Here is a 21770-nt window from a genome sequence, read left to right on the forward strand (position 1 = left end):
ATGGCGGTGACCGGTCGGTTCGTGTGGCTCGTCGCCGCGGGGGTGGTCCCCGTGGTGCTCGCCGGGGTGTTCGCCGGCCCGGGAGCGGCGTGGCTCGCTCTGCTCGGGTGGCTGCTCGTGGCCGTCGGCGCCGGGGCGGTGGACCTCTCGCTCGCCGCGTCGCCGCGGCAGGTGGGCCTGTCGCGCGAGCTGCCCGAGCGCGTCCGGCTCGGAGAGAGCGTCAGCGCGTCGCTCCTCGTGGCGAACCTGGGCTCGCGCACGCTCCGCGCGAGCGTACGGGACGCGTGGCAGCCCTCGGCGGGCGCGTCGGGCGCGGGCCGCGGCCGGCTCGTCGTCCCGCCGGGCGAACGGCGACGGATGACCCTCCGCCTGACGCCCTGGCGCCGCGGGGACCGCCGGGTCGCGGACGTCACGATCCGCTCGGCGGGGCCGCTCGGTCTGTGGCTGCGCCAGGCGACGCTCGCGGCACCGGGGCGGGTGCGCGTGCTGCCGCCGTTCGCGTCCCGCGTGCACCTGCCGTCGCGGTTGACGAGGCTCCGCGAGCTCGACGGCCGCACGCCGCTGCTCGTGCGCGGCCAGGGCACGGAGTTCGACTCGATCCGCGAATACGTGCGGGGCGACGACGTGCGCTCGATCGACTGGCGAGCCACGGCGCGGCGCCCCGACCCCGAGGCGCCCGGGTCGTCGAAGCTGATGGTGCGCACGTGGCGGCCCGAGCGCGACCGCCGGATCGTGATCGTCGTCGACACCTCGCGCACCGCCGCGGCGCGGGTCGGCGACGAGCCGCGCCTCGACACGGCGTTCGAGTCGGCGCTGCTTCTGGCCGCGCTCGCGGCGCACGCGGGCGACCGGGTCGACTTCCTCGCGTGGGATCGCCGGGTCCGCGGCCGGGTGCACGGGGCGAGCGCCGGCGATCTGCTCGCCCGCATGGTCGACGCCATGGCCACGATCGACGCCGAGCTCATCGAGGCCGACTGGGCCGCCGTTCCGGGGCAGGTGCGCCGTCTCACGAGCCGGCACGCGCTCGTCGTCCTGCTCACGGGCGTGGACTCCCCCGGCAACGCCAGAGGGCTGCTCGCGATGCTTCCGCAGCTGACGGCGCGGCACACGGTCCTCGTCGCCTCGGTCACCGACCCGGATGTGGTGGAAGCCAGCCGCCGCCGCGACGAGCTGGCCGAGGTGTACCGGGCGGCGGCCGCCGAGCGGGCGCTCATCGACGCCGATCGGGTGGCGGCCGCGATCCGCCGGCTCGGCGCCGATGTGGTCAGCGCGCCGCCGGCGCAATTGCCGCCGGCCCTTGCCGACCGGTACCTCGAGCTGAAGGCCGCTGGCCGCCTCTGAGTCGGCGCCGCCCTTCGGCCGGGCCGCCGAGCCGCGCGCGGCTCCGGCGAGCAGCCGGCGCGGAGAGTGATGGTCAGCCGGTCAGCCGGCCACGATGCGCCGGGCGCCGGCGTCGGCCTCGTCGAGGTCACCGGTCGCGCCCTCCGAAGCGGCACGGCGGCCGAGCACCAGCATGTACGCGAGGAAGCCCGCGAGGGCGAGCGCGCCGATGCCGATCTTCACCGCCCACGGCCAGGGCGCCGGCGTCACGAACCCTTCGATGATGCCGGAGACGAACAGGAAGAACACCAGCCCGATCGCCACGCCGAAGAGGGCGCGCGCGTCCTCCGCGAGCGCTTGGCCGCGGCTTCGCGGGCCAGGTGCGATCCAGGCCCAGAAGATCCGGAGCCCGGCCGCGGCCGCGACGAACACGCAGGTGAGCTCGAGCAGGCCGTGCGGGGCGATGTAGAGGAAGAACGCGTCGGCCTGGTCGTGGGCGAACATGACGGCTGCCGTGCTTCCGAGGCCGACCGCGTTCTGCATGATGACGTACGGCACCCAGACCCCCGTGATGCCGAAGGCGATGCACTGGGCGGCGATCCACGCGTTGTTCGTCCACACCGAGCCCGCGAACGAGGCGGCCGGGTGCTCCGAGTAGTAGGCGACGAACCCTTCGTCGGCGAGCTGGCGGAGGTCGGCCTCGGAGCCGAGGCTCGCGAGCGCGCGCGGGTCTGCGCTGAGCCACCACGCGACGAGCCCCGAGATCAGCACTGTCGCCGCAGCCACCGCCAGCGTGAGCCAGCGGAGCCGGTACAGCGCGGCGGGCAACGACTGCACCGCGAACCGCGTGAGCAGCACCATCGGGTTCTCTGGGGCACCGGTGAAGCGGAGCCTGGCGCGCGCGAGCGAGATCGAGAGGCGGTCGCCGAGCGGGGTCGAGCCCGCCGTCGTCTGGATGAGCGAGAGATCGGATGCCGCGGCCTGGTAGCGCTCGATCAGCTCGTCGGCTTCGGCACCGGTGAGGCGCCGTTTCGACCTCCCGAGCGCGTCGAGGCGCTGCCATTCGTCGTGGCGGGCGGAGGCGATCGCGTCGAGGTCCATCTGCTTGAATACTAGCCATGTCCGAGCCCGCGCCCCGCGACCGGTTCGCCACCGCCGGCGCCGACGATCCGCTCGTCACCGGCGAGGCCGTAGCGCTCGACGTCCGGCCCGCGAGCGCCCTCATCCGCGGCGGTGGCACGGCCATCGATGTGCTGCTGAGCGTGGCGCTGCTCGCCGGTGTCGCGCTCGCCCTCCTCAACCTCTCCCTCGATGAGGCGGCCGTCCGTGCCGTTGCGATCACGAGCCTCGTGGTCGTGCTGGTGGTAGTGCCGACCGCCATCGAGACCGCGACGCGCGGCCGCTCCCTCGGCAAGCTCGCGCTCGGCCTCCGCGTGGTTCGCGACGACGGCGGGGCGACGGGCTTCCGGCACGCGTTCGTCCGCGCCCTCACCGGCGTCCTCGAGATCTATCTGACGTTCGGCGGACTCGCCGTCCTGGTCGGGTTCCTCACCCCGTCGTCGAAGCGGCTCGGCGACGTCCTGGCCGGCACGCACGCCCAGGTGGAGCGGGCTCCCCGGGTGGTGACCCAGACCTTCGGCGTGCCGACGGCACTTGCGAGCTGGGCCGTCGTCGCCGACGTCGGACGCCTGCCCGACCCCCTCGAGCGGCGAGTCGCCTCGTTCTTCCGGACCGCCGGTCACCTCGTCCCCGCGAGCCGGGCGCGCGTTGCGGAGTCCCTCGCCGCTGAGGTCGCCCCGTACGTCGAGCCGGTTCCCCAGGTGCCGGCCGAGCTCTTCCTCGCCGGCGTGGTCGCCCTCCGCCGCGAGCGGGACCTCACCGCCCTCCGCCTCGAGCGCGAGCGGCTCGAGGCGCTCGCTCCCGTGCTCGACGCTCGGCCCGTCGGCTTCCCCGTTCGATCCGACGCCTGAGGGGATGCCCGGGCGGGACATCCCCTCGTGTTCCGGTCGCGTGCGCGACCGGGGTCGCTCAGTAGCGGTAGTGGTCGACCTTGTACGGACCCTCGACGGGGACGCCGATGTACGCGGCCTGCTCGGGCGTGAGCACCGTGAGCTCGACGCCGAGCGCGTCGAGGTGCAGGCGCGCGACCTTCTCGTCGAGGTGCTTCGGCAGCACGTACACGCCCACCGGGTAGGCCTCGGGCCGCGTCCAGAGCTCGATCTGGGCGAGCACCTGGTTGGTGAACGAGTTGGACATGACGAACGACGGGTGGCCAGTGGCGTTGCCGAGGTTCATCAGACGTCCCTCCGAGAGGATCAGGACGCTGCGCCCGGTCGGCAGCCGCCACTCGTGCACCTGCGGCTTGATCTCGACGCGTTCCGCTCCCTCGAGCGATTCGAGGGCGGCCATGTCGATCTCGTTGTCGAAGTGGCCGACGTTCGCGACCACCGCGAGGTGTTTGAGCCCCAGGAGGTGCTCGAGTCGCACGACGTCCTTGTTGCCCGTGCCGGTCACGAGGATGTCGACCTCGCCGATCACCGACTCCAGACGCGACACCTGGTAGCCGTCCATCGCGGCCTGCAGGGCGTTGATCGGGTCGATCTCGCTGACGATGACGCGTGCACCCTGGCCGCGCAGCGCCTCCGCGGCGCCCTTGCCGACGTCGCCGTAGCCGCAGACGAAGGCGACCTTGCCGCCCATGAGCACGTCGGTCGCGCGGTTCAGCCCGTCGGGCAGGGAGTGCCGGATGCCGTACTTGTTGTCGAACTTCGACTTCGTGACGGAGTCGTTGACGTTGATGGCCGGGAAGCGGAGGCCGCCCTCGGCGTGCAGCTCGTACAGACGGTGCACACCGGTCGTCGTCTCCTCGGTGACACCACGGATCTCGGCGGCGATGCGGGTCCAGCGATCGGGCGAGAGCTCGAGCGAACGGCGGAGCGTGTCGAGCACCACGCGGTACTCGTGGCTGGCCGAGGCATCCGCCTCAGGCACCTGACCGGCCGCTTCGAACCGCACGCCCTCGTGCACGAGCAGGGTGGCGTCGCCGCCGTCGTCGAGGATCATGTTCGGGCCGATCCAGTCGGCGCCCGCCGCCGCAGCCTCGGCCGACCAGTCGAAGATGCGGTCGGTGCACCACCAGTACTCCTCGAGCGATTCGCCCTTCCAGGCGAAGACCGGGACACCGCGAGGCTCGTCGACCGTGCCGTCGGGACCGACCACGATCGCGGCGGCCGCCTCGTCCTGCGTGGAGAAGATGTTGCAGCTCGCCCAGCGCACCTGCGCGCCGAGCGCGACGAGGGTCTCGATGAGCACCGCGGTCTGCACCGTCATGTGCAGGCTGCCCGCGATGCGCGCGCCCGCGAGCGGCTGGGACTCGCCGAACTCCGCGCGGAGCGCCATGAGCCCCGGCATCTCGTTCTCGGCCAGCCGCAGCTGGTGTCGCCCGGCCTCGGCGAGCGAGAGGTCGGCGACCTTGAAGGGCAGGGCGGATGTCGCGGGCAGCGTGGTCATGGCCCTATTCTCGCAGGCCGCGCGCCGGGGGTCAGCCGCGAATGAGCGCCAGGACCTCGTCGCGGACGCGGACCATGGTCGCCTCATCCGCGCCCTCGGCGTTCAGCCGCAGCAGCGGCTCCGTGTTGGAGGGGCGGACGTTGAACCACCAGAACGGCTCGTCCTGCCCGGTGATGCCCGTCACGGTCAGGCCGTCGAACTCCTCGAACTCGGCGCGTCCGGTGAACGCCTCGACGATGCGCGTGTACGCCGCAGGCACGTCGTCGACGGTCGAGTTGATCTCGCCCGACATCACGTACGGCGTGTAGCGCCGCGACAGCTCGGAGAGCGGCTCGTCGTGCGCGCCGAACTCGGCGAGCACGTGCATGGCCGCGAGCATGCCGTTATCGGCGCCCCAGAAGTCGCGGAAGTAGTAGTGCGCCGAGTGCTCGCCGCCGAAGACCGCGCCGGTCTCCTTCATTCGGTCTTTGATGAGCGAGTGGCCGACACGCGTGCGCACCGGCGTCGCACCGGCCCGCTCGATGGCCTCGGGCACGGCCTGCGACGTGATGAGGTTGTGGATGACGCTCACGTCGGCCTCTCCGGCCGCGCGCACCCGCGCGATCTCGCGAAGCGCCACGATCGCCGCGACGGCCGACGGGTTCACGGCGCCGCCGCGCTCGTCGACGACGAAGCAGCGGTCGGCGTCACCGTCGAAGGCCAGGCCCAAGTCGGCGCCGTGCTCGACGACCGCGCGCTGGAGGTCGACCAGGTTCGCCGGCTCGAGCGGATTCGCCTCGTGGTTGGGGAACGTGCCGTCGAGCTCGAAGTAGAGGGGCACGATCTCGAGCGGGAGGCCGGGCAGGCCGGCGGCCTCGCCGAGCACCGCCGGCACCGTCAGCCCGCCCATGCCGTTGCCGGCGTCGACGACGACCTTCAGCGGCCGGATCGAGGACAGGTCGACGAGGGAGCGGAGGTACGCGGCGTAGTCGCCGAGCACGTCGGCCTCCATGACGGCACCGGGCTCCGCGACGCGCTCGATGCCGGACTCGAGATAGGCGGCCGCGCGGTCGCGGATCGCGGCGAGCCCCGTGTCGAGCGAGATGCCCTGGGCTCCCGCGCGGGAGAACTTGATGCCGTTGTACGCCGCAGGGTTGTGGCTCGCCGTGAACATCGCCGCCGGCGCGTCGAGCGACCCGGAGGCGAAGTAGCTCTCGTCGGTCGAGCACAGCCCGATCGCGACGACGTCGGCGCCACGAGCGGTCGCGCCACGGGCGAAGGCCGCGGCGAACCCCGGCGAGGATTCGCGCATGTCGTGGCCGACGACGATGCGGCCGCCGGCCGCGCCGACCTCGTCGACGAACCCGGCCCCGAGGGCCGCGACGATCTCGTCGGTGAGCCCCTCGCCGACGATGCCCCGGACGTCGTAGGCCTTGACGACGGCGTCGAGCGGGGAACGGCTGGGAGTGGAGTCGGTCGAATTCACGCTGTGAAACCTACCTCACCGAGCGGCAGGTGCCGCACGACCTGCCACCCGCGGGGCGCCGACGTGCGCTCGGCGTGGCGGGCGCACAGGTCGTACCCGTGCGGCTCGGGGCGGGGCGCGAGCGGGCCCAGCACGGCGAGCGAGTCGGCGTAGTCGTAGGTGAGCGTCGCCACCGCCTCGGCGGTGCATGCGGTGCGCGAACAGCGTCTCATGGCACCGAACAGATTAGCGACGGTCGCGGACATTACGATGGATCGCATGCCTCGCCCACGCCGTGTCGCGTCCACGCCGAGGTCGCCCAGGCGCCTCGCCCACGATCGGCACGGCCGCGGACTCCGCTCGCCCGTCACCGGGCCGCACCTGCCGCTGCTGCGCACGCGCGTCGATGAGTTCGACCTGACGGTCGCGACGACCGCCTCGTACCTCCGCGGCCTGTGGCCCGAGCTCGAAGGCGTGGTGTTCGAGGTGGCACAAGGACCCGCCGAGGCCATCCACGACGACCACGTCGACCGCTGGAAGGTCTTCCACGACGAACGGCGCATCACGTTCTACCGCCTGCCGATCGTGCGGTTCCTCCGGCTCCAGGAGGGCGAGGATCGCGACGAGAAGCTCCTGGTCGAGTCCTGCGTTTATCGCGCCGTCGCCGACCTCCTCGGCAAGGATCCGTGGGAGCTCGCGCCCGGCCGGTACCGGCACCTCTGACCCGGAGCAGCCGCGCCCGGCCCACCGGTCGGAAGAGCAGGGCCATGACCGAGCCGCGGCCGAGCCGCGATGCGATCAGTGCGGGAAGACGCGGATCGGCGCATCCGTCGGACCCGGCGGCTCGACCGGCGCCGACGCGATGACCCGCCCCCCGTCGTAGGCGACGGCGCCGTGCAGGCCGGCCGCCTCCCGCAGGGTGACCCCGTCGCCCGCGGTGAGCCCGATCGAGGCTCTGCCGCCGGCCGGGACCTCGACGGTACGTTCGGACCCGCCGGTGACGAGGACCGCGGCGACCGCGGCATCCCCCGGATTCACGAGATGCAGGGTCGGCGAGGGAGCGTCTGCGACCGCGATGGCGGTGTCGCCGATCAGCGGGGAGGTCGCGGTGAACCAGGCGAAGTCGCCGGGGTCGCCGACCGACCGCGTGTCACCGCTCGCCGGGACCGGGGCGACGCTCGTGCGCGCCGCAGCGACGACGGGCGCATCGGCGTCGATCGCGACGGTGTACTCGCCCGCGCGCAGTTCGCCGAGCGGCACCTCGGTGACCTGGCCGGGCACCAGGCGGACGTCGAACGTCGTCCCCGCGCCGCCTCCGGCACCCTGCACCTCGACCGCGGCCTCGACGGGTTCCTCCCCCGGCGCGAACAGGCGGAGCGCGGGGAAGGCGTCGCCGTCGAGATGGTCCTCGCCGACGGCGGCACCGCCGGCCTCGGCCACGAGCACGCCCGGGATCACCTGGGTGCGGGCCGGAGCCGCGGCAGCCCCGACCAGGTCGGCGCCCGCGGGCACGAGGCCGTCGATCGACGTCTGCTGCAGGCTCGCGGCGATCCGTCCGCCCGTCGCGACCACGTGCACCACCGGGGCGCTGAGGTCGGGGGCGAGCCCGGCGAGCGACACGACGCGCTGCTGGTGCGGCGGGACCCGGATCCCGAGCGCCGACGGCGCGTCCACGGGCCCCGCCTCGCCCGAGATCCGGAGGTCGACCGTCGCCGCGACATCCGAGGGATTGGCGAGGAGCACGAGCGTGACCCGGCCGAGCGCCGTCGATCCGCCGACGAGCCAGGACTCCGCGACGGCTTCGGCGCATGAGGCGACGGCGAGACCCGAGATCGTCTCCGTGTCGGCGACCTGCGCCTGCGTCCCGGCGAGGAGGCCCGCGTCCACCGCTCCCGGTTCGGCCACGAGCGCGACCGGCCCGCCGTCGGCGTCGGCATCGGGGTTCTCCGGGGCCTCGACCGGCACCTCCTCGACCAGTCCGCTCGCCGGTTCGACCTGGGTCACGAGCGTCGTGCCGCCGAACGACGTGGCCGTCGTGGCCGACGCGGCGTCGTCGGCGAGGGCCAGCACGGGGCCCGGGCAGACCCGCACCTCCTGCGCTTCGGCCGGCTCGACGACGACAGACGACGGCTCCGCCCGATGTTCCGGCCATGGCACCAGGAGCCCGGTTGCGACGAGCGCGCCACCGGCGGCCAGGGCGGCGACGCCCGCGAGCGTGCGGGTCCCTGCGGAGAGCAGGATGCGGCTAGCCACGGTCGGCTCCCTTCGGGTCGGACGGGTGATCGGGATCGGGATCGTGATCGTGATCGGAATCAGGGTCCGGCCCGGCCGCGGCCGCCCGGCCATCGCCCTCCGCCGCGGCATCCGGCTCCTCCGGGGCATCCGTCTCGACGGCGCCGTCGCCGTCCGCCGCGGCATCCGACTCGACCGCGGCATCCGACTTCGCTGCCACCGTCGCGTCGTCACCCGGCCGCCGGCGCGCACGTCGCGGCTGTCGCGGACGCGGCGCGCGGACGGGGCGTCGGTCGGCCTCCCGGCCGGCTCCGGTCGGGATCGACAGCAGGAGGGTCGCGCCGAGCACCACCAGCTGGAGCACCGTCCAGAAGGTGGCGGCGGCCCCGCCCGCGTCGGCTGGGATGGCGGCGGCGGGGGCGGGCGACGGCGCGTCGCGGAATCGCCAGAGTACGCCGAAGTCCGTCTCGCCGACCGGGATGAGCGACGCATTGCCGTCGAGCGCGGCGCGAGCGCGTTCCTCGGTGGCCATCGCGCGCCGGTCGTCGGCACCGGCGGGTCCGAGCAGGACGAACGTCGTGCCGAACCGGCTCACCGCCGCCTCGGCGTCGAAGCCGCTGCGCGACGCGAGGTTACCGGCCAGCTCGGCGAGTTCGACCTCGTCGTCCGTGAGTTCGGGTCGCGTGGCATCGAGCGTCGACTGGTCGTCGAGCGTGGTCCCGGCGCCGTGCTCGAGCCACGCACGCAGGCCGCCGTCCTCGAGCGGCGCCATCCGCAGCGTCGTCACCCTGGGGTCGTCGGCGACCTCGGCGACAACAAGCGCCGGCAGCTCGCGGTCGGGGGCAGGCTCGACCAGTGCGGCTCCGCTCGCGAGCGCGATCCCGGTCGGGACCACGAGCGCGACCGCCGCGAGGCCGGCCACCGCCGCCACCGGCGCCCACGACCGCCGGAGGCCGTCGAGGGCGACGACCGCGGCGGTCACGAGCCCGAGCCAGGCGAGGCTCTGCCCGCCGCCGGTCCACACGGGGACGGACGCGTCGCCCGTCGTCGCGACGGAGAGGTGGGCCGCGGCGATCGCGGTCGCGAAACCCGCAGCGGCGCACACGAGCGCGAGCAGGGCGGCGCGGAGCCGGCGCCGACCCGCGGCGACGGCAGCGGCCGCGAGCAGCAGGAGCGGGGCCGCGAGCCCGACCGCGGGCCACCACGGATCCCAGTCGAGTCCGGCACCGGCGAGCACGGCGCTCCAGCCGCCGTCCGAGCCGCCGGGGAAGCCCAGGGCGAGCCATCCGCCCGACGGGATGCCGCTCGGCGCCGGCAGCCCGGGATCCGCCACGAGCGAGAGCGGCGTGCCGCGGGTGAGCTGCTCCCAGATCAGCGGCGCGGCGAGCACGAGCGCCGGCAGCGGGAGCAGCGCGTATCGGACGGCGGCGCGTCCGCTGACGGCGAGCGCGAGGATCCACCCGAGCAGGAGCGCCGGCGTCAGGCTCGGGGCGGCGGCGACGACGGCGGCGAACAGCAGCCCCGCCGTCGCGGCGGAGGCCCAGCTCGTCGCTGCGCCGAGCATCGCGAAGGCGAGCCAGCCGAGGAGGGCGTGGGCGAGCACGGCGCCCGGCCGGCCGTCGGCGAGTGCGACGAGGAACGGCGGAGCCGCCGCCCACGCGAAGGCCGCGAACGCGCGCACCGCCGGTCGCTCGGTGAGGCGGGATGCCGTGAACCACGCGCCCATGGCGGCGACGGGAAGGGCGAGGAGCCAGAGCAGCACCATGGCGTACGACGGCGACCAGAACGTGATGGAGCCGAGTACCGCGAGGATCCCCGCGAACGGGTCGGCGGCGCCGACGAAGCCCGCACCGAGATCGCGCCAGCCGTACGCGGCGTTCGCCCACAGCTCGCCGAGCTGTCCGGACAGCGGCAGCAGTGCGCCCCCGGCGACGCCCGACGAGCCCAGGAGCCACGGTGCGACGGCGATGCCGGCGATGAGCGCGGCGAGCAGGACCCAGCCTCCCCCGGTGCCGAGGAACTGGAGGTCCTCCGTGCGTCCCCGGGCGCGGGCGCGGCGCGCCTCGGCGACAGCGCGTCGTCGGCGACGCACCTCGTCGGGCTGGACGCGGAGGGGCGCGATCGCCGACCAACTGCTGGTCTTCGCCGCGCGGAGCGTGCGACGAGCTCGTGCGACGCCGCCGAGTCCGGCCATCGCCTGCAACGCGGCGGCGAACTCGCCGGCGATCGCGCCCGGCTGCTTCACGAGGAGCAGCCGGATGGACCGGAGGAGGGCGAGCGGGAGGAAGCTGAGCCAGTGCAGGGGCACGAGCGCCGCCGGGGCGTACACGAGCCGGCGATGCAGCTCGGCGGTGCGTTCGAGCCGCCGCGCACGACGGGAGACCCGGCCGCGGCCGACCTGGACGCCGGCGACTCCCGATTCGGCGACCTCGACGTGCGCGGTCGGAACGACGCGGACGCGGTGGCCGGCCAGCCGCGCGCGGATGGAGAAGTCGAGCCCGTCGTCGGCGACCGGCAGCGCGTGGTCGAAGCCGTCGAGCTCGCGCCAGACGGTGTGGCGGACGAGGAGCCCGGCCGAGTCCACCCCGAGGACGTCGCTCAGATCGTCGTGCTGGCCCTGGTCGAGCTCGTCCGTGACCAGGTCGACGGTCCGCCCGAACCGGGTCACCGACCGCCCGAGGTGAGCGATGCGGTCGGGAGACTCCCATTGCATGAGCTTCGGGCCGGCGACGGCGACCGAGCGCTCGGTCTCGAGGACCGCGCCGAGCGCGTCGAGGGCACCGGGCGCCGGTGCCGAGTCCTCTGCCAGCAGCCAGAGCGCGTCGCCGTCGCCCGCCGGCGCCTCCAGCACGCGCTCGGCGGCGCGCACGGCCTCGCCGAAGGAGACCCTGGTGGGGAGCTGGACGACGTGGCTCGGAACCGCGGCTTCGATGTCGGCGGTCGCCGCGGCATCCGCGTCGTTCAGGACGACGATGAGGGCGTCGGGGGTGCGGCGCTGGGTGCGGAGCGCTTCAATGGTGCGGCGGAGGCGGTCGCCGCCGCGGTGCACGACGAGGATGGCGGTGACTCGAGGGAACATCGGGGCCAGCCTAGGCTCCGGGTCAGCCGTGAGCGGCCACCCCGTCTGGCGTGCCGCGAACCGATCGTCCGCGGCACGCGACGTCCGTCGGGGTGCCGTCAGCCCGCGCGCTTGCGGAGCTTGCGCCGCTCGCGCTCGGAGAGCCCGCCCCAGATCCCGAACCGCTCGTCGTTCGCGAGCGCGTACTCGAGGCACTGGGCCCGGACTTCGCAGCCCGTGCAGATCTTCTTCGCGTCGCGGGTCGATCCGCCCTTCTCAGGGAAGAAGGCTTCCGGATCGGTTTGCGCGCACAGCGCGTCGCTCTGCCAGGCCAGCGGATCATCGTCGACGTTCCCCCGAACGCCCGGAACGCCGAGGCGAACCGGATCGACGAACCAATCCTCAGGTACCCCAGAACGATATTCAGGATTGCCCATATCGTCTCCCACCCAGTTGTACCGACCGCCACGGGGGCGTGTCAGGACAATTACACCGGTGTAATTCGGAGGCGTCAAGTCGCGAACAATAAACCTTCAATCATCGCTGGAGGCTTCGCACGCGCCGCGACACGCCGCGAGCGTGTCGCAGTTGTGATGATGGGATGCCTCACGCCGCGGCGCGACGGGCCTCCCAGGCGCTCCGGACCATGTCTTCGAGGGTGTGCCGCATGCGCCAGTCGAGGTCCCGCGCGGCCAGTTCGCCCGACGCGACGATGCGCGCGGGGTCGCCGGTCCGGCGCGGACCGATCTCCGGTTGGAAGGCGATGCCCGTGACCTCGGCCACCGCGTGCATGATCTCACCCACGGACACGCCGTCGCCGGAGCCGAGGTTGTAGACGGGCTCGAGCGGCGCGCCGGCATCGAGGCGCTCGGCGGCGACGACGTGCGCGTCGGCGAGGTCGGCGACGTGGATGTAGTCGCGGACGCAGGTGCCGTCGGGCGTCGGGTAGTCGTCGCCGTTGATGCGGGGCGTCCGGCCCTCGAGGAGCGCGTCGAAGACCAGCGGGAAGAGGTTGTGCGGGCTGACGTCGTAGATCTCGTCGCTGCCGGAGCCGACGACGTTGAAGTAGCGGAGCGAGGTGTGCGCGAGCCCCGTCGCCCTGGCCTGGTCGGCGAGGAGCCACTCGCCGATGAGCTTCGACTCGCCGTACGGCGACTCGGGGTGCTTCTCGGTGGCCTCGGTGACGAGGTCGACGTCGGGCGTGCCGTAGACGGCTGCGCTCGAGGAGAAGACGATGCGCTCCACGCCGCGCTCGGCCATCGCGGCGAGCAGGGTCGTCGTGCCGGTGACGTTCTGCTGGTAGGTGTGCAGGGGGCGCTGCACCGAGACGCCCGCGTACTTGAAGCCGGCGAGGTGGACGACGCCCGTGATCGGGAACCGGGAGAACGTGTCTTCGAGGAGCGGTCCGTCGAGGATCGTGCCCTGCACGAACGGCGTGCCGTCGGGGAGGAAGGCGCGCCGACCCGAGGAGAGGTCGTCGATCACGACGGTCTCGATGCCCTTCGCCTGGAATGCGCGCACGACGTGCGCGCCGATGTATCCGGCGCCTCCGGTGACCAGCCAGCTCATCTCACCCTTTCCGGCCCGGTGCCTCCGGAGCCTCCCCGATCGTATCGGGGCGACTCCGGAGGCACCGGGCCGCGGCGGGTGCAGGAGCCGGGCTCACGCGTCGACGAGCGAGCGGTGCCTCGGGTCGCGCGTGGGATCGGGGATCGGGAGGCGGCCGTATCCGTCGCGAACGAGCACCCGGATGGTGGCGACGAGGCCCCAGACGAAAAGGGTGATGAGCAGCAGCAGAACGATGATCGTGGTCATGGCAGAAAAACTACGGCTTGCGACATCCTGCCGACAGTGGCAGAGTGACCAAGCAACGACGTAATCCTGCCAATACGCACCGCCCGCCGGAGGACCCATGCTCCAGACCATCGCCTGCATCGCCCTCCCCCAGATGGCGCCGTTCGAATTCGGCGTGATCTGCGAGGTCTTCGGCATCGACCGGCGCGAGCACGGCGGCCCCACCTTCGACTTCCACGTCGTCGCCGCCGACCCCGGCCCCGTTCGCACCAAGCTCGGCTTCGACATCGTCGTGAACGAAGGGCTCGACGCCGCGCGCACCGCCGATCTCGTCGCGGTCCCGGCCTCCCTCATCGACCAGGCGCCCGACGAGCGCGTGCTCGAGGTCGTCCGTGACGCCGTCGACCGTGGCGCCTGGGTGCTGTCGGTCTGCTCCGGCTCCTTCACGCTCGGGCACGCCGGGGTGCTCCGCGGCCGCCGCGCGACCACGCACTGGATGTACACCGACCGCATGGCCGAGCTGTTCCCCGACACCGAGGTCGACCCGGATGTGCTCTTCGTGCAGGACGGGAAGGTCGTGACCGGCGCAGGCACCGCCGCCGGCATCGACGCCGCGCTGCACATCGTGCGCACCGAGCTCGGACAGTCCGCCGCCAACATCGTCGCCCGGCGCATGGTCGTGCCTCCGCAGCGCGACGGCGGGCAGTCCCAGTTCATCCAGACCCCCGTCGTGGAGTACCGCAGCGACTCGTTCGCGCGCATCACCGAATGGATGCTGGAGCACCTCGACGAAGACCTCACCGTCGACCGCCTCGCCCGCAAGGCGCTCATGTCGCCCCGCACGTTCGCCAGGAAGTTCCGGGCCGAGACGGGCACGACGCCGAACGCCTGGCTCAACCGGCAGCGGCTCCTCCGCGCCCAGCAGCTGCTCGAGGAGACCGACCTGACGCTCGAGGAGATCGCCCGCGAGGCCGGGTTCGGTCAGGCGGCCGTCATGCGCCACCACTTCTTGAAGGTCCTGCAGACGACGCCCACGGCGTACCGCCGGCTGTTCGGCGTGCGAACCGCCGCCGCGGGCTCACCGGCTCGCGTGGCCGCAGCCGCCGGTGCTCAGCACGAGCTGATCGCCGCCGGCTGACTCACTCGAGGGATGCCCCGATCCCGGCGCCCGTCGTCGCGACCCAGGCGACCCCGGCACCGGTGACGACGAGCTCCCGCTCGTCGGGCGTGACGTAGACCGCGCCGCCGCGCGGCACGTCGATCGCGTCAGCAGCGCCGTCGAGCCGGACGGCCCCCCCCTCGGCGAGGACGATCGCCGGGCCGTCGAGCACGATCCGCGCCTCCGAGGCGCCGGGCTCCACGCGGTGCAGGACGAAGTCGGGCACGTCGGGCCGGAACGTGCGCACGCCGGGCGAGGTCGCCTCGGGCTCGAGCCGCGGCGGCTCGATGGGGGTGAAGTCGAGCACGTCGACGAGCTCGCTCACGTCGATGTGCTTGGGTGTGAGGCCGCCGCGCAGCACGTTGTCGCTCGCGGCCATCAGCTCGATCCCGAGTCCGCGGAGGTAGGCGTGGATGTTGCCCGCGCGCAGGTACAGCGCCTCGCCGCGGGCGAGCCGCACGCGGTTGAGCAGCAGCGAGATGACGATGCCCGGATCGCCGGGGTACGCCTCGGCGAGCTCGCCGACCGTCTCGAACGACCGCGCGAGGCCGGGTGCCGCCGCCGACGCGGCCGGCGCGAGCCGGACGACGCGCTCCACCACCCACGACGCCTGTCCCGTGTCGCCGCCGCGACCATCCTGCAGCAGCCATTCGACCGTCCGCTCGAGCCCGTCCTCCCCCGCGAGATGGGACTCCAGCAGGTCGAGGGCGCCGGGATCGGGCTGCTCGTCCGCGGCATCCGCCTGCCGGAGTGCGGCCAGAACGGCTCGCACCTCGGCGAGGGGACGGAAGCCCGACAGGGCGTCGAACGTCTCGCTCACGGCGACGATGAGCTCGGGTTTGTGGAACGCGTCCTTGTAGTTGCGGTCGTAGGCGTCGATCGCGACGCCGTCGGCCTCCTCGCGGGCGAACCCCGCCCGCGCCTGCTCGGGAGTCGGGTGCGCCTGGAGCGACAGCGGACCGCCGGCGGCGAGCAGCTTCAAGAGGAACGGCAGACGACCGGATGCCCCGAGCCCCGGCCCGAGCGCACGCTCGGGGTCTGCGGCGATCCACTCGGCGAGATCGGCTGCCCCGCCGGTCTGCGCGGGGTCGACGATCCGGGCGGGCGAACCGGGGTGCGCGCCGAGCCAGAGCTCGGCCTCCGGGCCTCCGGACGGAGCGGTGCCGAGGAACGCGGCGATGTCGTTGGTCGAACCCCACGCGTAGTCACGCGGAGTGTTGCGGATCGCGACAAACATGCAGCGGACGTCCTTTCAGGCCATTCGCCCCAACCTACAACGGCTTCGTCCGGCATCGACGGGGCTGCATAGGCTCGGGGCATCCGTCGACGCATCGATGCACAGGAGCTGCCATGACCTTCGAACCGCTCGCCAGCGACTTCTACTCGTACGAGCGCCTGCTGACCGACGAGGAGCGCGAGGCGCTCGGTCGGCTCCGCGCGTGGCTCGAGGCCGACGTGAAGCCGATCATCGGCGGGTACTGGGAGCGCGCGGAGTTCCCGATGCAGGTCGTGAAGCCGCTCGCCGAGCTCGGCGTCCTCTCCTACGCGTGGGGGGAGACGAAGCCGTTCGAGAACTCGGCGGTGTTCCGCGGCTTCGTGGCCCTCGAACTGGCCCGGGTGGATGCCTCCGTCGGCACGTTCGTGGGGGTCCAGAACGGCCTCGCGACCGGGTCGATCTCGCTCGCCGGCTCGGCCGAGCAGCGGGCGGAGTGGATCCCCAAGCTCGCCTCGGGCGAGGTCATCGGCGCATTCGGCCTCACCGAGCCGACCTCCGGGTCCGACTCCGCGCGGGGCCTGCGCACCACGGCCCGGCGCGAGGGCGACGAGTGGGTGCTGAACGGCGCGAAGCGCTGGATCGGCAATGCGACCTTCTCGGACATCACGATCATCTGGGCGAAGGACGAGGCCGACGGACAGGTGAAGGGCTTCATCGTCCCGACCTCGACCCCCGGCTACACCGCGACGAAGATCGAGGGCAAGATCAGCCTGCGACCCGTGCAGAACGCCGACATCGCCCTCACCGACGTCCGCGTGCCCGAGTCGCTCCGGCTGCAGAACGCGAACTCGTTCCGCGACACGGCCGCGGTGCTCCGCGCGACGCGCGCCGAGGTCGCCTGGGCGGCTGTCGGCACCGCGATCGGTGCCTACGAGGCCGCGCTCGCCTACGCCAAGGACCGCGTGCAGTTCGGCCGGCCGATCGCCTCGCACCAGCTCGTCCAGGAGCACCTCGTGAACGCGATCGGCAACATCACCGCCTCGCTCGGCATGGTGGTGCGCGCCTCGCAGATGCAGGACGCCGGCGAGCTGCGCGACGAGCACTCGGCCCTCGCCAAGGCGTATGCCACCTCGCGCATGCGCGAGACCGTCGCGTGGGCGCGCGAGGTCTGCGGCGGCAACGGCATCGTGCTCGAGTACGACGTCGCCCGCTTCTTCGCCGACGCGGAGGCGCTGTACTCGTACGAGGGCACCCGCGAGATGAACACCCTCATCGTGGGCCGCGCGATCACCGGTGAGGCGGCGTTCGTCTGATCGGAGCCGGCCGGGCGCTGCCCGCCCGGCCGCGATAGCCTTGACCGCATGACCCCCGCCCGTCGCCGCGCCCTCACCGGCGCCGTCGCGACGTTCGCGCTGTTCACCCTCTTCGCCGGCCAGTTCTGGCGCAACCTCCTCGGCTGGTGGGGCTTCGGCGCCGTGGCGCTCCTCGTGCTCTCCGGCATCGTCTGGCTCGTCGTCACCGCGAAGCCGGCGTGGAACTGGCGGCGGGTGCCGAAATCGACGCTCGCCTTCCTCGGCATCGCGGCGCTCTCCATCGCCTGGTCCGCGTACCCGGCCTCCTCGGCGCTGGCCGTCGCCTCCACGCTCCTCACCGCGTTCGCCGGGGTCGCGCTCGCGCTGTGCCTGCCATGGGACCGCTTCGTCGGCGCCCTCGCCGGGGCACTGAAGTGGATCCTCGGCCTGTCGATCGCGTTCGAGCTGTGGGTCGCGATCGTCGTCCGCCGGCCGGTGCTGCCCGTGTTCCCCGACTTCGATCCCGCGGCCTACGCGGAATCGGGCGAGAAGATCCCCATGGCCTTCTACTGGTCGCGCGCGCTGCTCTTCGACGGCGGGCCCATCGAGGGCATCGTCGCAAGCCGGAACCTGCTCGCCATGACGGCCCTCCTCGGCGTCATCGTCTTCGGCGCCCTGCTCGCGGCCGGCAGCATCCGCCGCGCGCAGGGCATCGGCTGGCTCGTCGTCGCCGGTCTCACCCTGGTGCTCACCAGGTCGGCCACGGTCATCCTGGTCGCCGGACTCGTGCTCGCCGCCTGGGGCTTCGCCGCCTGGGCCAGGCGCGTCGGCCCCGACCGGCGCCGCCCCGTCTATCTCACCGCCGTCCTCGGGCTCGTGGCATCCGGCACCCTGCTCATCGTGTTCTGGGGGCGTCTGCTGGCGCTGTTCGGCAAGAGCGAGGACGTCACCGGCCGGTTCGACATCTGGAACGCCGTCATCGGCCTCGCGACCGAACGCCCGTGGGCCGGCTGGGGCTGGATGAGCTACTGGATGCCCTGGGTCGAGCCGTTCAACGACCTCGCCGAACGCAAGGGCGTCGTGTACCTGCAGGCGCACAACGCCTGGCTCGACGTCTGGGTGCAGCTCGGCGTGATCGGCGTGATCGCGTTCGCCTCCGTCGTGATCGGCGCGCTGTGGCGATCCTGGTTCCTCGCCGTCGACCGCCCGATGGATGCCTCGGGCCGCCCCCTGCCGTACTCGGCCGCGTCGCTCGTGCCGCTGCTCGTACTGGTGGCCCTCATCGGACAGAGCCTCGCCGAGAGCCGCCTCCTCGTCGAAGGCGGATTCGCCGTGCTGCTCGCGATCGCCTGGGCGACGAAGCGACGGCAATGGGCGCCCGAGCCGCTTCCGGCCGCGCCCGCGCGTCCCCGCCTCGACGACGAGCGGCCGAGCACCGACGTCCAGCCCGCCCGATGACCGACGAGCGGCCCGGAGCGCGGATGTGGCAGTCGGCACGCGAAGCCGTCGGCTCGGCTCGGTTCGCCCAGGCCGTCGCGCTCCTCGCCATCGGCCTCGCCTTCTCGACCCACGCGATCACCGCCCTCATCGGCTGGCCGGGGCTGATCGCCGCCCTCGCCACGCTCATCGTCCTCGCGGGCTTCTCCCTCGTGGCCCGCTGGCCCGCCGTCGAGTGGTACGGCATCCTGCCCCTCACCATCCTCGTGTTCGTCGCCTGGTGCGCGGCATCGGTCATCTGGAGCGACACGAGCTGGCTCGTCGCGACCCGCGTCGCCTACCTCATCGCCTTCGGCGTGCTCGGCGTGTACGTCGCGCTCATGCGCGACACCATCCAGATCGTCCGCGCCTTCGGCGACGTCATGCGGCTGCTGCTCGGCCTCTCCCTCGCCCTCGAGGTGCTCTCCGGCATCCTCCTCGACCTCCCGATCACGTTCCTCGGCATCCAGGGCGACCTCGCCGAGCTCGGCCCCATCCAGGGTGTCTTCGGCACGCGCAACATGCTGGGCTTCGTCGCGCTCATCGCCCTGCTCACCTTCATCATCGAGTGGCGCACCAAGATCTCCCGGCGCGGGAAGGCGCTCGCGTCCGTGGTGCTCGCGGGCCTCTGCATCATCCTCTCGGGGTCGCCCACCACCTGGGTCGCCCTCGGAGCCGCACTCGTCGCCCTCGCCGCCCTCTACGGCCTGCGCCGCGCCGCCCCCGCCACCCGCTGGCGCTGGCAGATCGCCCTCATCGCGGGCGGCATCGCCGCGCTCGTCATCGGCTGGCTCCTGCGGATCCGCATCATCGAACTGCTCGACGCCCGCGCCGAGTTCGACGTGCGCCTCGACCTCTGGCGCGAAGCATCCCGATACCTCGCACTCAACCCGCTCCAGGGCTGGGGCTGGGTCGGCGAATGGCCGGGCCGCGTCCCGTACCTCTGGATCGAGACCATGACCGGGCGCGACCACGCGTCGGCCCTCAGCGCCTACATCGACGTGTACTTCCAGGTCGGCGTCATCGGCGTGCTGCTCTTCGTCGCACTCGTCGGCGTCGCCCTCGTGCGCGCCTGGCTGCTCGCGTCGACTCGGAAGAGCCCCGTGTACCTCTGGCCGGCCCTCATGCTCGTCGTCATCGCCGTGACCTCGTTCGCCGAGAGTTTCGCGATCGTCGAGGGCGGGTGGATGCTGCTCGTGGTGTGCGCGGTGAAGGCCGCGCGGGACATGAGCTGGCGGGATGCGCTGGCGCCTGCAACTCCCACGCGGCGTCCAAAGAACGCTAGCTGAAGGAGCGGCCGGCGCATACGGAATCGCCACGGCGGGTGCGCAGCATGGGGTCGTAGGCAAAGATGTTGGGATGAGGATGAGCGAGCGCGACGAGGCGGATCCCTATCTCGTCTGGAAGGGTTGGGGCACCGACTTCGCCAAGCTCAAGCCCGGCGACGTGCAGTACTACGACAGCGAATTGCGCGATGTGATCAACCTGCGCGGCGACCTGCGCGTCCTCGAGGTCGGCTTCGGGAACGGCGCATTCCTCGCGTACTGCGCATCGCGGTCCTGGACCGTCACCGGGACCGAGCTCCTCGCGGATCTCGTCGCGATCGCGCGGGAAGCGGGCTTCGACGCCCACCATGCCGCGGACCTCGGAGCGCTGCCCGACGCCGCGTTCGACCTCATCGTCGCGTTCGACGTCTTCGAGCACATCCCACCCTCTGAGAGCGTCGGATTCCTGCGTTCGCTCGCGACGAAGCTGGCTCCTGGAGGGCGCATCGTGCTGCGTTTCCCGAACGTGGACACGTGGATCGGAAATCCGCTGCAGCACGGAGATGTCACCCACGTGAACGACATCGGCGTGCTGAAGATGGAGTACTACGCGCGTGAGGCGGCGCTGGAGCTCGCGCGTGTCCGGGGAGTTCGGCGTCGAGGCTTCTCGACATCCATCATCCACGGACTGCACAAGTACACGGCAGGCGTCGCCATCAAGATCTATGCAGGGGTTGCGAAGGCGCTCTTCTTCCCCGACCTGCGCGTAGTGCTGTCCACATCGAGCGTCGTCTGCGTCCTCCGGCGCCGTTCTCCCGTCTGAGCCTGAACATCGCTGGCGCGCCGCTCACGGGCACCGAGCAGTTAGCTCCCAAGGGCGCGGCCCGACACGACCTTCCGGTATGCCTCGACATGGCCATCGACGCAGCGATCCCACGTCAACGACGCGACATGCGCGAGCCCGGCGCGCTGGAGCTCCTTGGTCTGGTCGATCGCGTCGCCGATTCCGCGCGCGATATCGACCGGGTCATGCGGATCGAAATAGACCGCAGCGGTGCCGCAGACCTCCGGAATCGAGCCGGCGTTCGACGCCGCCACCGGGCAGCCGGACGCCATCGCCTCGAGCGGCGGGAGACCGAAACCCTCGTAAAGGCTGGGGAACGCGAGCACCGACGCATCCTGGTACAGCCTTCGAAGCTCCTCCCCTGAAACCAGCCCGCGAACGTCCACCCAGTCCGGGAAGTCCCCAAGCCGCTCGAGATCGCCTCCGGTGAGCACGAGGCGGAGGCCGGGACGATCGCGCCGCAGGAGTTCGATGGCTTCCACGAGACGAACGTGGTTCTTGTGCGGCCAGCCCCGTGCCGGGTAAAGGACGAAGGCCGCCCGCTCGCCGAGGTTCGGCTGGTACGACGACGTGTCGACCCCGAGCGGCACGACCTGGACACGCGCCGTGTCGACACCCAGGTGCCGGACGATGCCCGCCTTCGCGAACTCGCTGATCGTGATGACGAGGTCGGCCCGTCGTGCCGGTCGATCGTATGCGAATACTCGGAACAGCCGCTCGAGCGGGCTGAACAGCCGGGGCAGTTCCTTGTGCTGGACATCGTGCACCGTGATCACTGTCGCCTGGTTTCGACGCGCGCGGGGTGCTGCGACGGTGAACGGGTAGTGAATGACTGCAGCATCGGCCAAGGCGGCGCGCACGCGGCGTCCGAGGAGGACGGAGGACGCGATCGCGCGCAGACGTCCGATCGTCGACGGACGGGCGACGATGCCTCGGACCGACACGGCACCTTCGACAGCCACGTTCTCCGGTGTCGCAGCCCGAAGGGCCACGTCATCTCGACGGGCGAGACCGGCCACGAGCGCTCGGGCATACGTTTCGCTGCCTCCCATGCCGCCGGCGACCATCGTCATCAGAGACACGCCGACATCGACCGGCACGCGCGCGTCGCTGCCATGCAGCGGGCGCACGGACAACCCGTCACCTGAACGTGGCCTCAT

The 21770-nt window shown here is 72.5% G+C and carries 19 protein-coding genes; 8 read left to right on the plus strand and 11 right to left on the minus strand.

Annotation, left to right across the window (positions count from 1 at the left end):
• Entirely contained in the window at positions 1-1341 is a 1341-nt protein-coding gene (locus ABIQ69_RS11675) for a DUF58 domain-containing protein (RefSeq protein WP_350347290.1), read from the plus strand.
• An 81-nt stretch (positions 1342-1422) separates the two neighbouring features.
• Here the strand turns inward: ABIQ69_RS11675 and ABIQ69_RS11680 are convergent, their stop codons facing one another.
• On the minus strand, positions 1423-2421 hold the full coding sequence (locus ABIQ69_RS11680) for a stage II sporulation protein M (protein ID WP_350347291.1): 999 nt from the start codon (positions 2419-2421) through the stop codon (positions 1423-1425).
• A 17-nt stretch (positions 2422-2438) separates the two neighbouring features.
• Between ABIQ69_RS11680 and ABIQ69_RS11685 the strand changes: the two genes are divergently transcribed.
• Positions 2439-3290 (plus strand): RDD family protein, encoded by an 852-nt coding sequence (locus tag ABIQ69_RS11685; RefSeq protein WP_350347292.1) that lies wholly within the window; start codon positions 2439-2441, stop codon positions 3288-3290.
• A gap of 58 nt (positions 3291-3348) precedes the next feature.
• On the opposite strand, the gene ahcY is transcribed toward ABIQ69_RS11685, so the two are convergent.
• From ahcY to ABIQ69_RS11700, 3 genes are read right to left on the minus strand one after another with little or no spacing between them, the layout of a single operon-like run.
• Positions 3349-4830, minus strand: a complete 1482-nt coding sequence (ahcY, locus tag ABIQ69_RS11690) for an adenosylhomocysteinase (RefSeq protein ID WP_350347293.1) — start codon at positions 4828-4830, stop codon at positions 3349-3351.
• A 31-nt stretch (positions 4831-4861) separates the two neighbouring features.
• On the minus strand, positions 4862-6295 hold the full coding sequence (locus ABIQ69_RS11695; protein WP_350347294.1) for a phosphomannomutase/phosphoglucomutase: 1434 nt from the start codon (positions 6293-6295) through the stop codon (positions 4862-4864).
• Positions 6292-6540, minus strand: a complete 249-nt coding sequence (locus ABIQ69_RS11700) for a DUF3499 family protein (RefSeq protein WP_350347295.1) — start codon at positions 6538-6540, stop codon at positions 6292-6294. The genes ABIQ69_RS11695 and ABIQ69_RS11700 overlap by 4 nt, the downstream gene beginning before the upstream one ends.
• Positions 6541-6553: 13 nt before the next feature.
• Here ABIQ69_RS11700 and ABIQ69_RS11705 point away from each other — a divergent pair, with 13 nt between their 5' ends.
• Positions 6554-6997, plus strand: a complete 444-nt coding sequence (locus ABIQ69_RS11705; RefSeq protein ID WP_350347296.1) for a hypothetical protein — start codon at positions 6554-6556, stop codon at positions 6995-6997.
• A 75-nt stretch (positions 6998-7072) separates the two neighbouring features.
• Here ABIQ69_RS11705 and ABIQ69_RS11710 read toward each other — a convergent pair whose 3' ends face one another.
• The 5 genes from ABIQ69_RS11710 to ABIQ69_RS11730 all read right to left on the minus strand — a co-directional run bounded on the left by ABIQ69_RS11710 (position 7073) and on the right by ABIQ69_RS11730 (position 13379).
• The gene (locus ABIQ69_RS11710; protein WP_350347297.1) at positions 7073-8527 is read right to left on the minus strand and encodes a DUF5719 family protein; all 1455 of its coding nucleotides are present in this window, start codon (positions 8525-8527) and stop codon (positions 7073-7075) included.
• Entirely contained in the window at positions 8520-11585 is a 3066-nt protein-coding gene (locus ABIQ69_RS11715) for a glycosyltransferase (RefSeq protein ID WP_350347298.1), read from the minus strand. The genes ABIQ69_RS11710 and ABIQ69_RS11715 overlap by 8 nt, the downstream gene beginning before the upstream one ends.
• Before the next feature lie 98 nt (positions 11586-11683).
• Positions 11684-12001, minus strand: coding sequence for a WhiB family transcriptional regulator (locus ABIQ69_RS11720; protein ID WP_350347299.1), 318 nt, complete (start codon positions 11999-12001; stop codon positions 11684-11686).
• A gap of 169 nt (positions 12002-12170) precedes the next feature.
• Entirely contained in the window at positions 12171-13133 is a 963-nt protein-coding gene (gene galE, locus ABIQ69_RS11725; protein WP_350347300.1) for a UDP-glucose 4-epimerase GalE, read from the minus strand.
• Positions 13134-13226: 93 nt separating this feature from the next.
• Positions 13227-13379: a hypothetical protein gene (locus ABIQ69_RS11730; RefSeq protein ID WP_350347301.1), complete on the minus strand. Its 153-nt coding sequence runs from the start codon at positions 13377-13379 to the stop codon at positions 13227-13229.
• 97 nt (positions 13380-13476) lie between these two features.
• Between ABIQ69_RS11730 and ABIQ69_RS11735 the strand changes: the two genes are divergently transcribed.
• Complete coding sequence (locus ABIQ69_RS11735) at positions 13477-14496, plus strand: helix-turn-helix domain-containing protein (protein WP_350347302.1); 1020 nt, start codon at positions 13477-13479, stop codon at positions 14494-14496.
• Position 14497: 1 nt separating this feature from the next.
• Here the strand turns inward: ABIQ69_RS11735 and manA are convergent, their stop codons facing one another.
• Entirely contained in the window at positions 14498-15754 is a 1257-nt protein-coding gene (gene manA, locus ABIQ69_RS11740; RefSeq protein WP_350347303.1) for a mannose-6-phosphate isomerase, class I, read from the minus strand.
• A 113-nt stretch (positions 15755-15867) separates the two neighbouring features.
• Between manA and ABIQ69_RS11745 the strand changes: the two genes are divergently transcribed.
• The 4 genes from ABIQ69_RS11745 (at position 15868) to ABIQ69_RS11760 (ending at position 20589) form a co-directional block, all read left to right on the plus strand.
• Positions 15868-17046, plus strand: a complete 1179-nt coding sequence (locus tag ABIQ69_RS11745) for an acyl-CoA dehydrogenase family protein (protein WP_350347304.1) — start codon at positions 15868-15870, stop codon at positions 17044-17046.
• Between the two features lie 48 nt (positions 17047-17094).
• The gene (locus ABIQ69_RS11750) at positions 17095-18483 is read left to right on the plus strand and encodes an O-antigen ligase family protein (protein WP_350347305.1); all 1389 of its coding nucleotides are present in this window, start codon (positions 17095-17097) and stop codon (positions 18481-18483) included.
• Positions 18480-19790, plus strand: a complete 1311-nt coding sequence (locus ABIQ69_RS11755) for an O-antigen ligase family protein (RefSeq protein ID WP_350347306.1) — start codon at positions 18480-18482, stop codon at positions 19788-19790. The genes ABIQ69_RS11750 and ABIQ69_RS11755 overlap by 4 nt, the downstream gene beginning before the upstream one ends.
• 76 nt (positions 19791-19866) lie before the next feature.
• Positions 19867-20589: a class I SAM-dependent methyltransferase gene (locus tag ABIQ69_RS11760; protein WP_350347307.1), complete on the plus strand. Its 723-nt coding sequence runs from the start codon at positions 19867-19869 to the stop codon at positions 20587-20589.
• Between the two features lie 41 nt (positions 20590-20630).
• Here the strand turns inward: ABIQ69_RS11760 and ABIQ69_RS11765 are convergent, their stop codons facing one another.
• Entirely contained in the window at positions 20631-21740 is a 1110-nt protein-coding gene (locus tag ABIQ69_RS11765) for a glycosyltransferase family 1 protein (protein ID WP_350347308.1), read from the minus strand.
• Between the last annotated feature and the right edge of the window lie 30 nt (positions 21741-21770).

Origin of the sequence: Agromyces sp. G08B096, assembly GCF_040267705.1 — a bacterium.
Taxonomy (GTDB): Bacteria; Actinomycetota; Actinomycetes; order Actinomycetales; family Microbacteriaceae; genus Agromyces.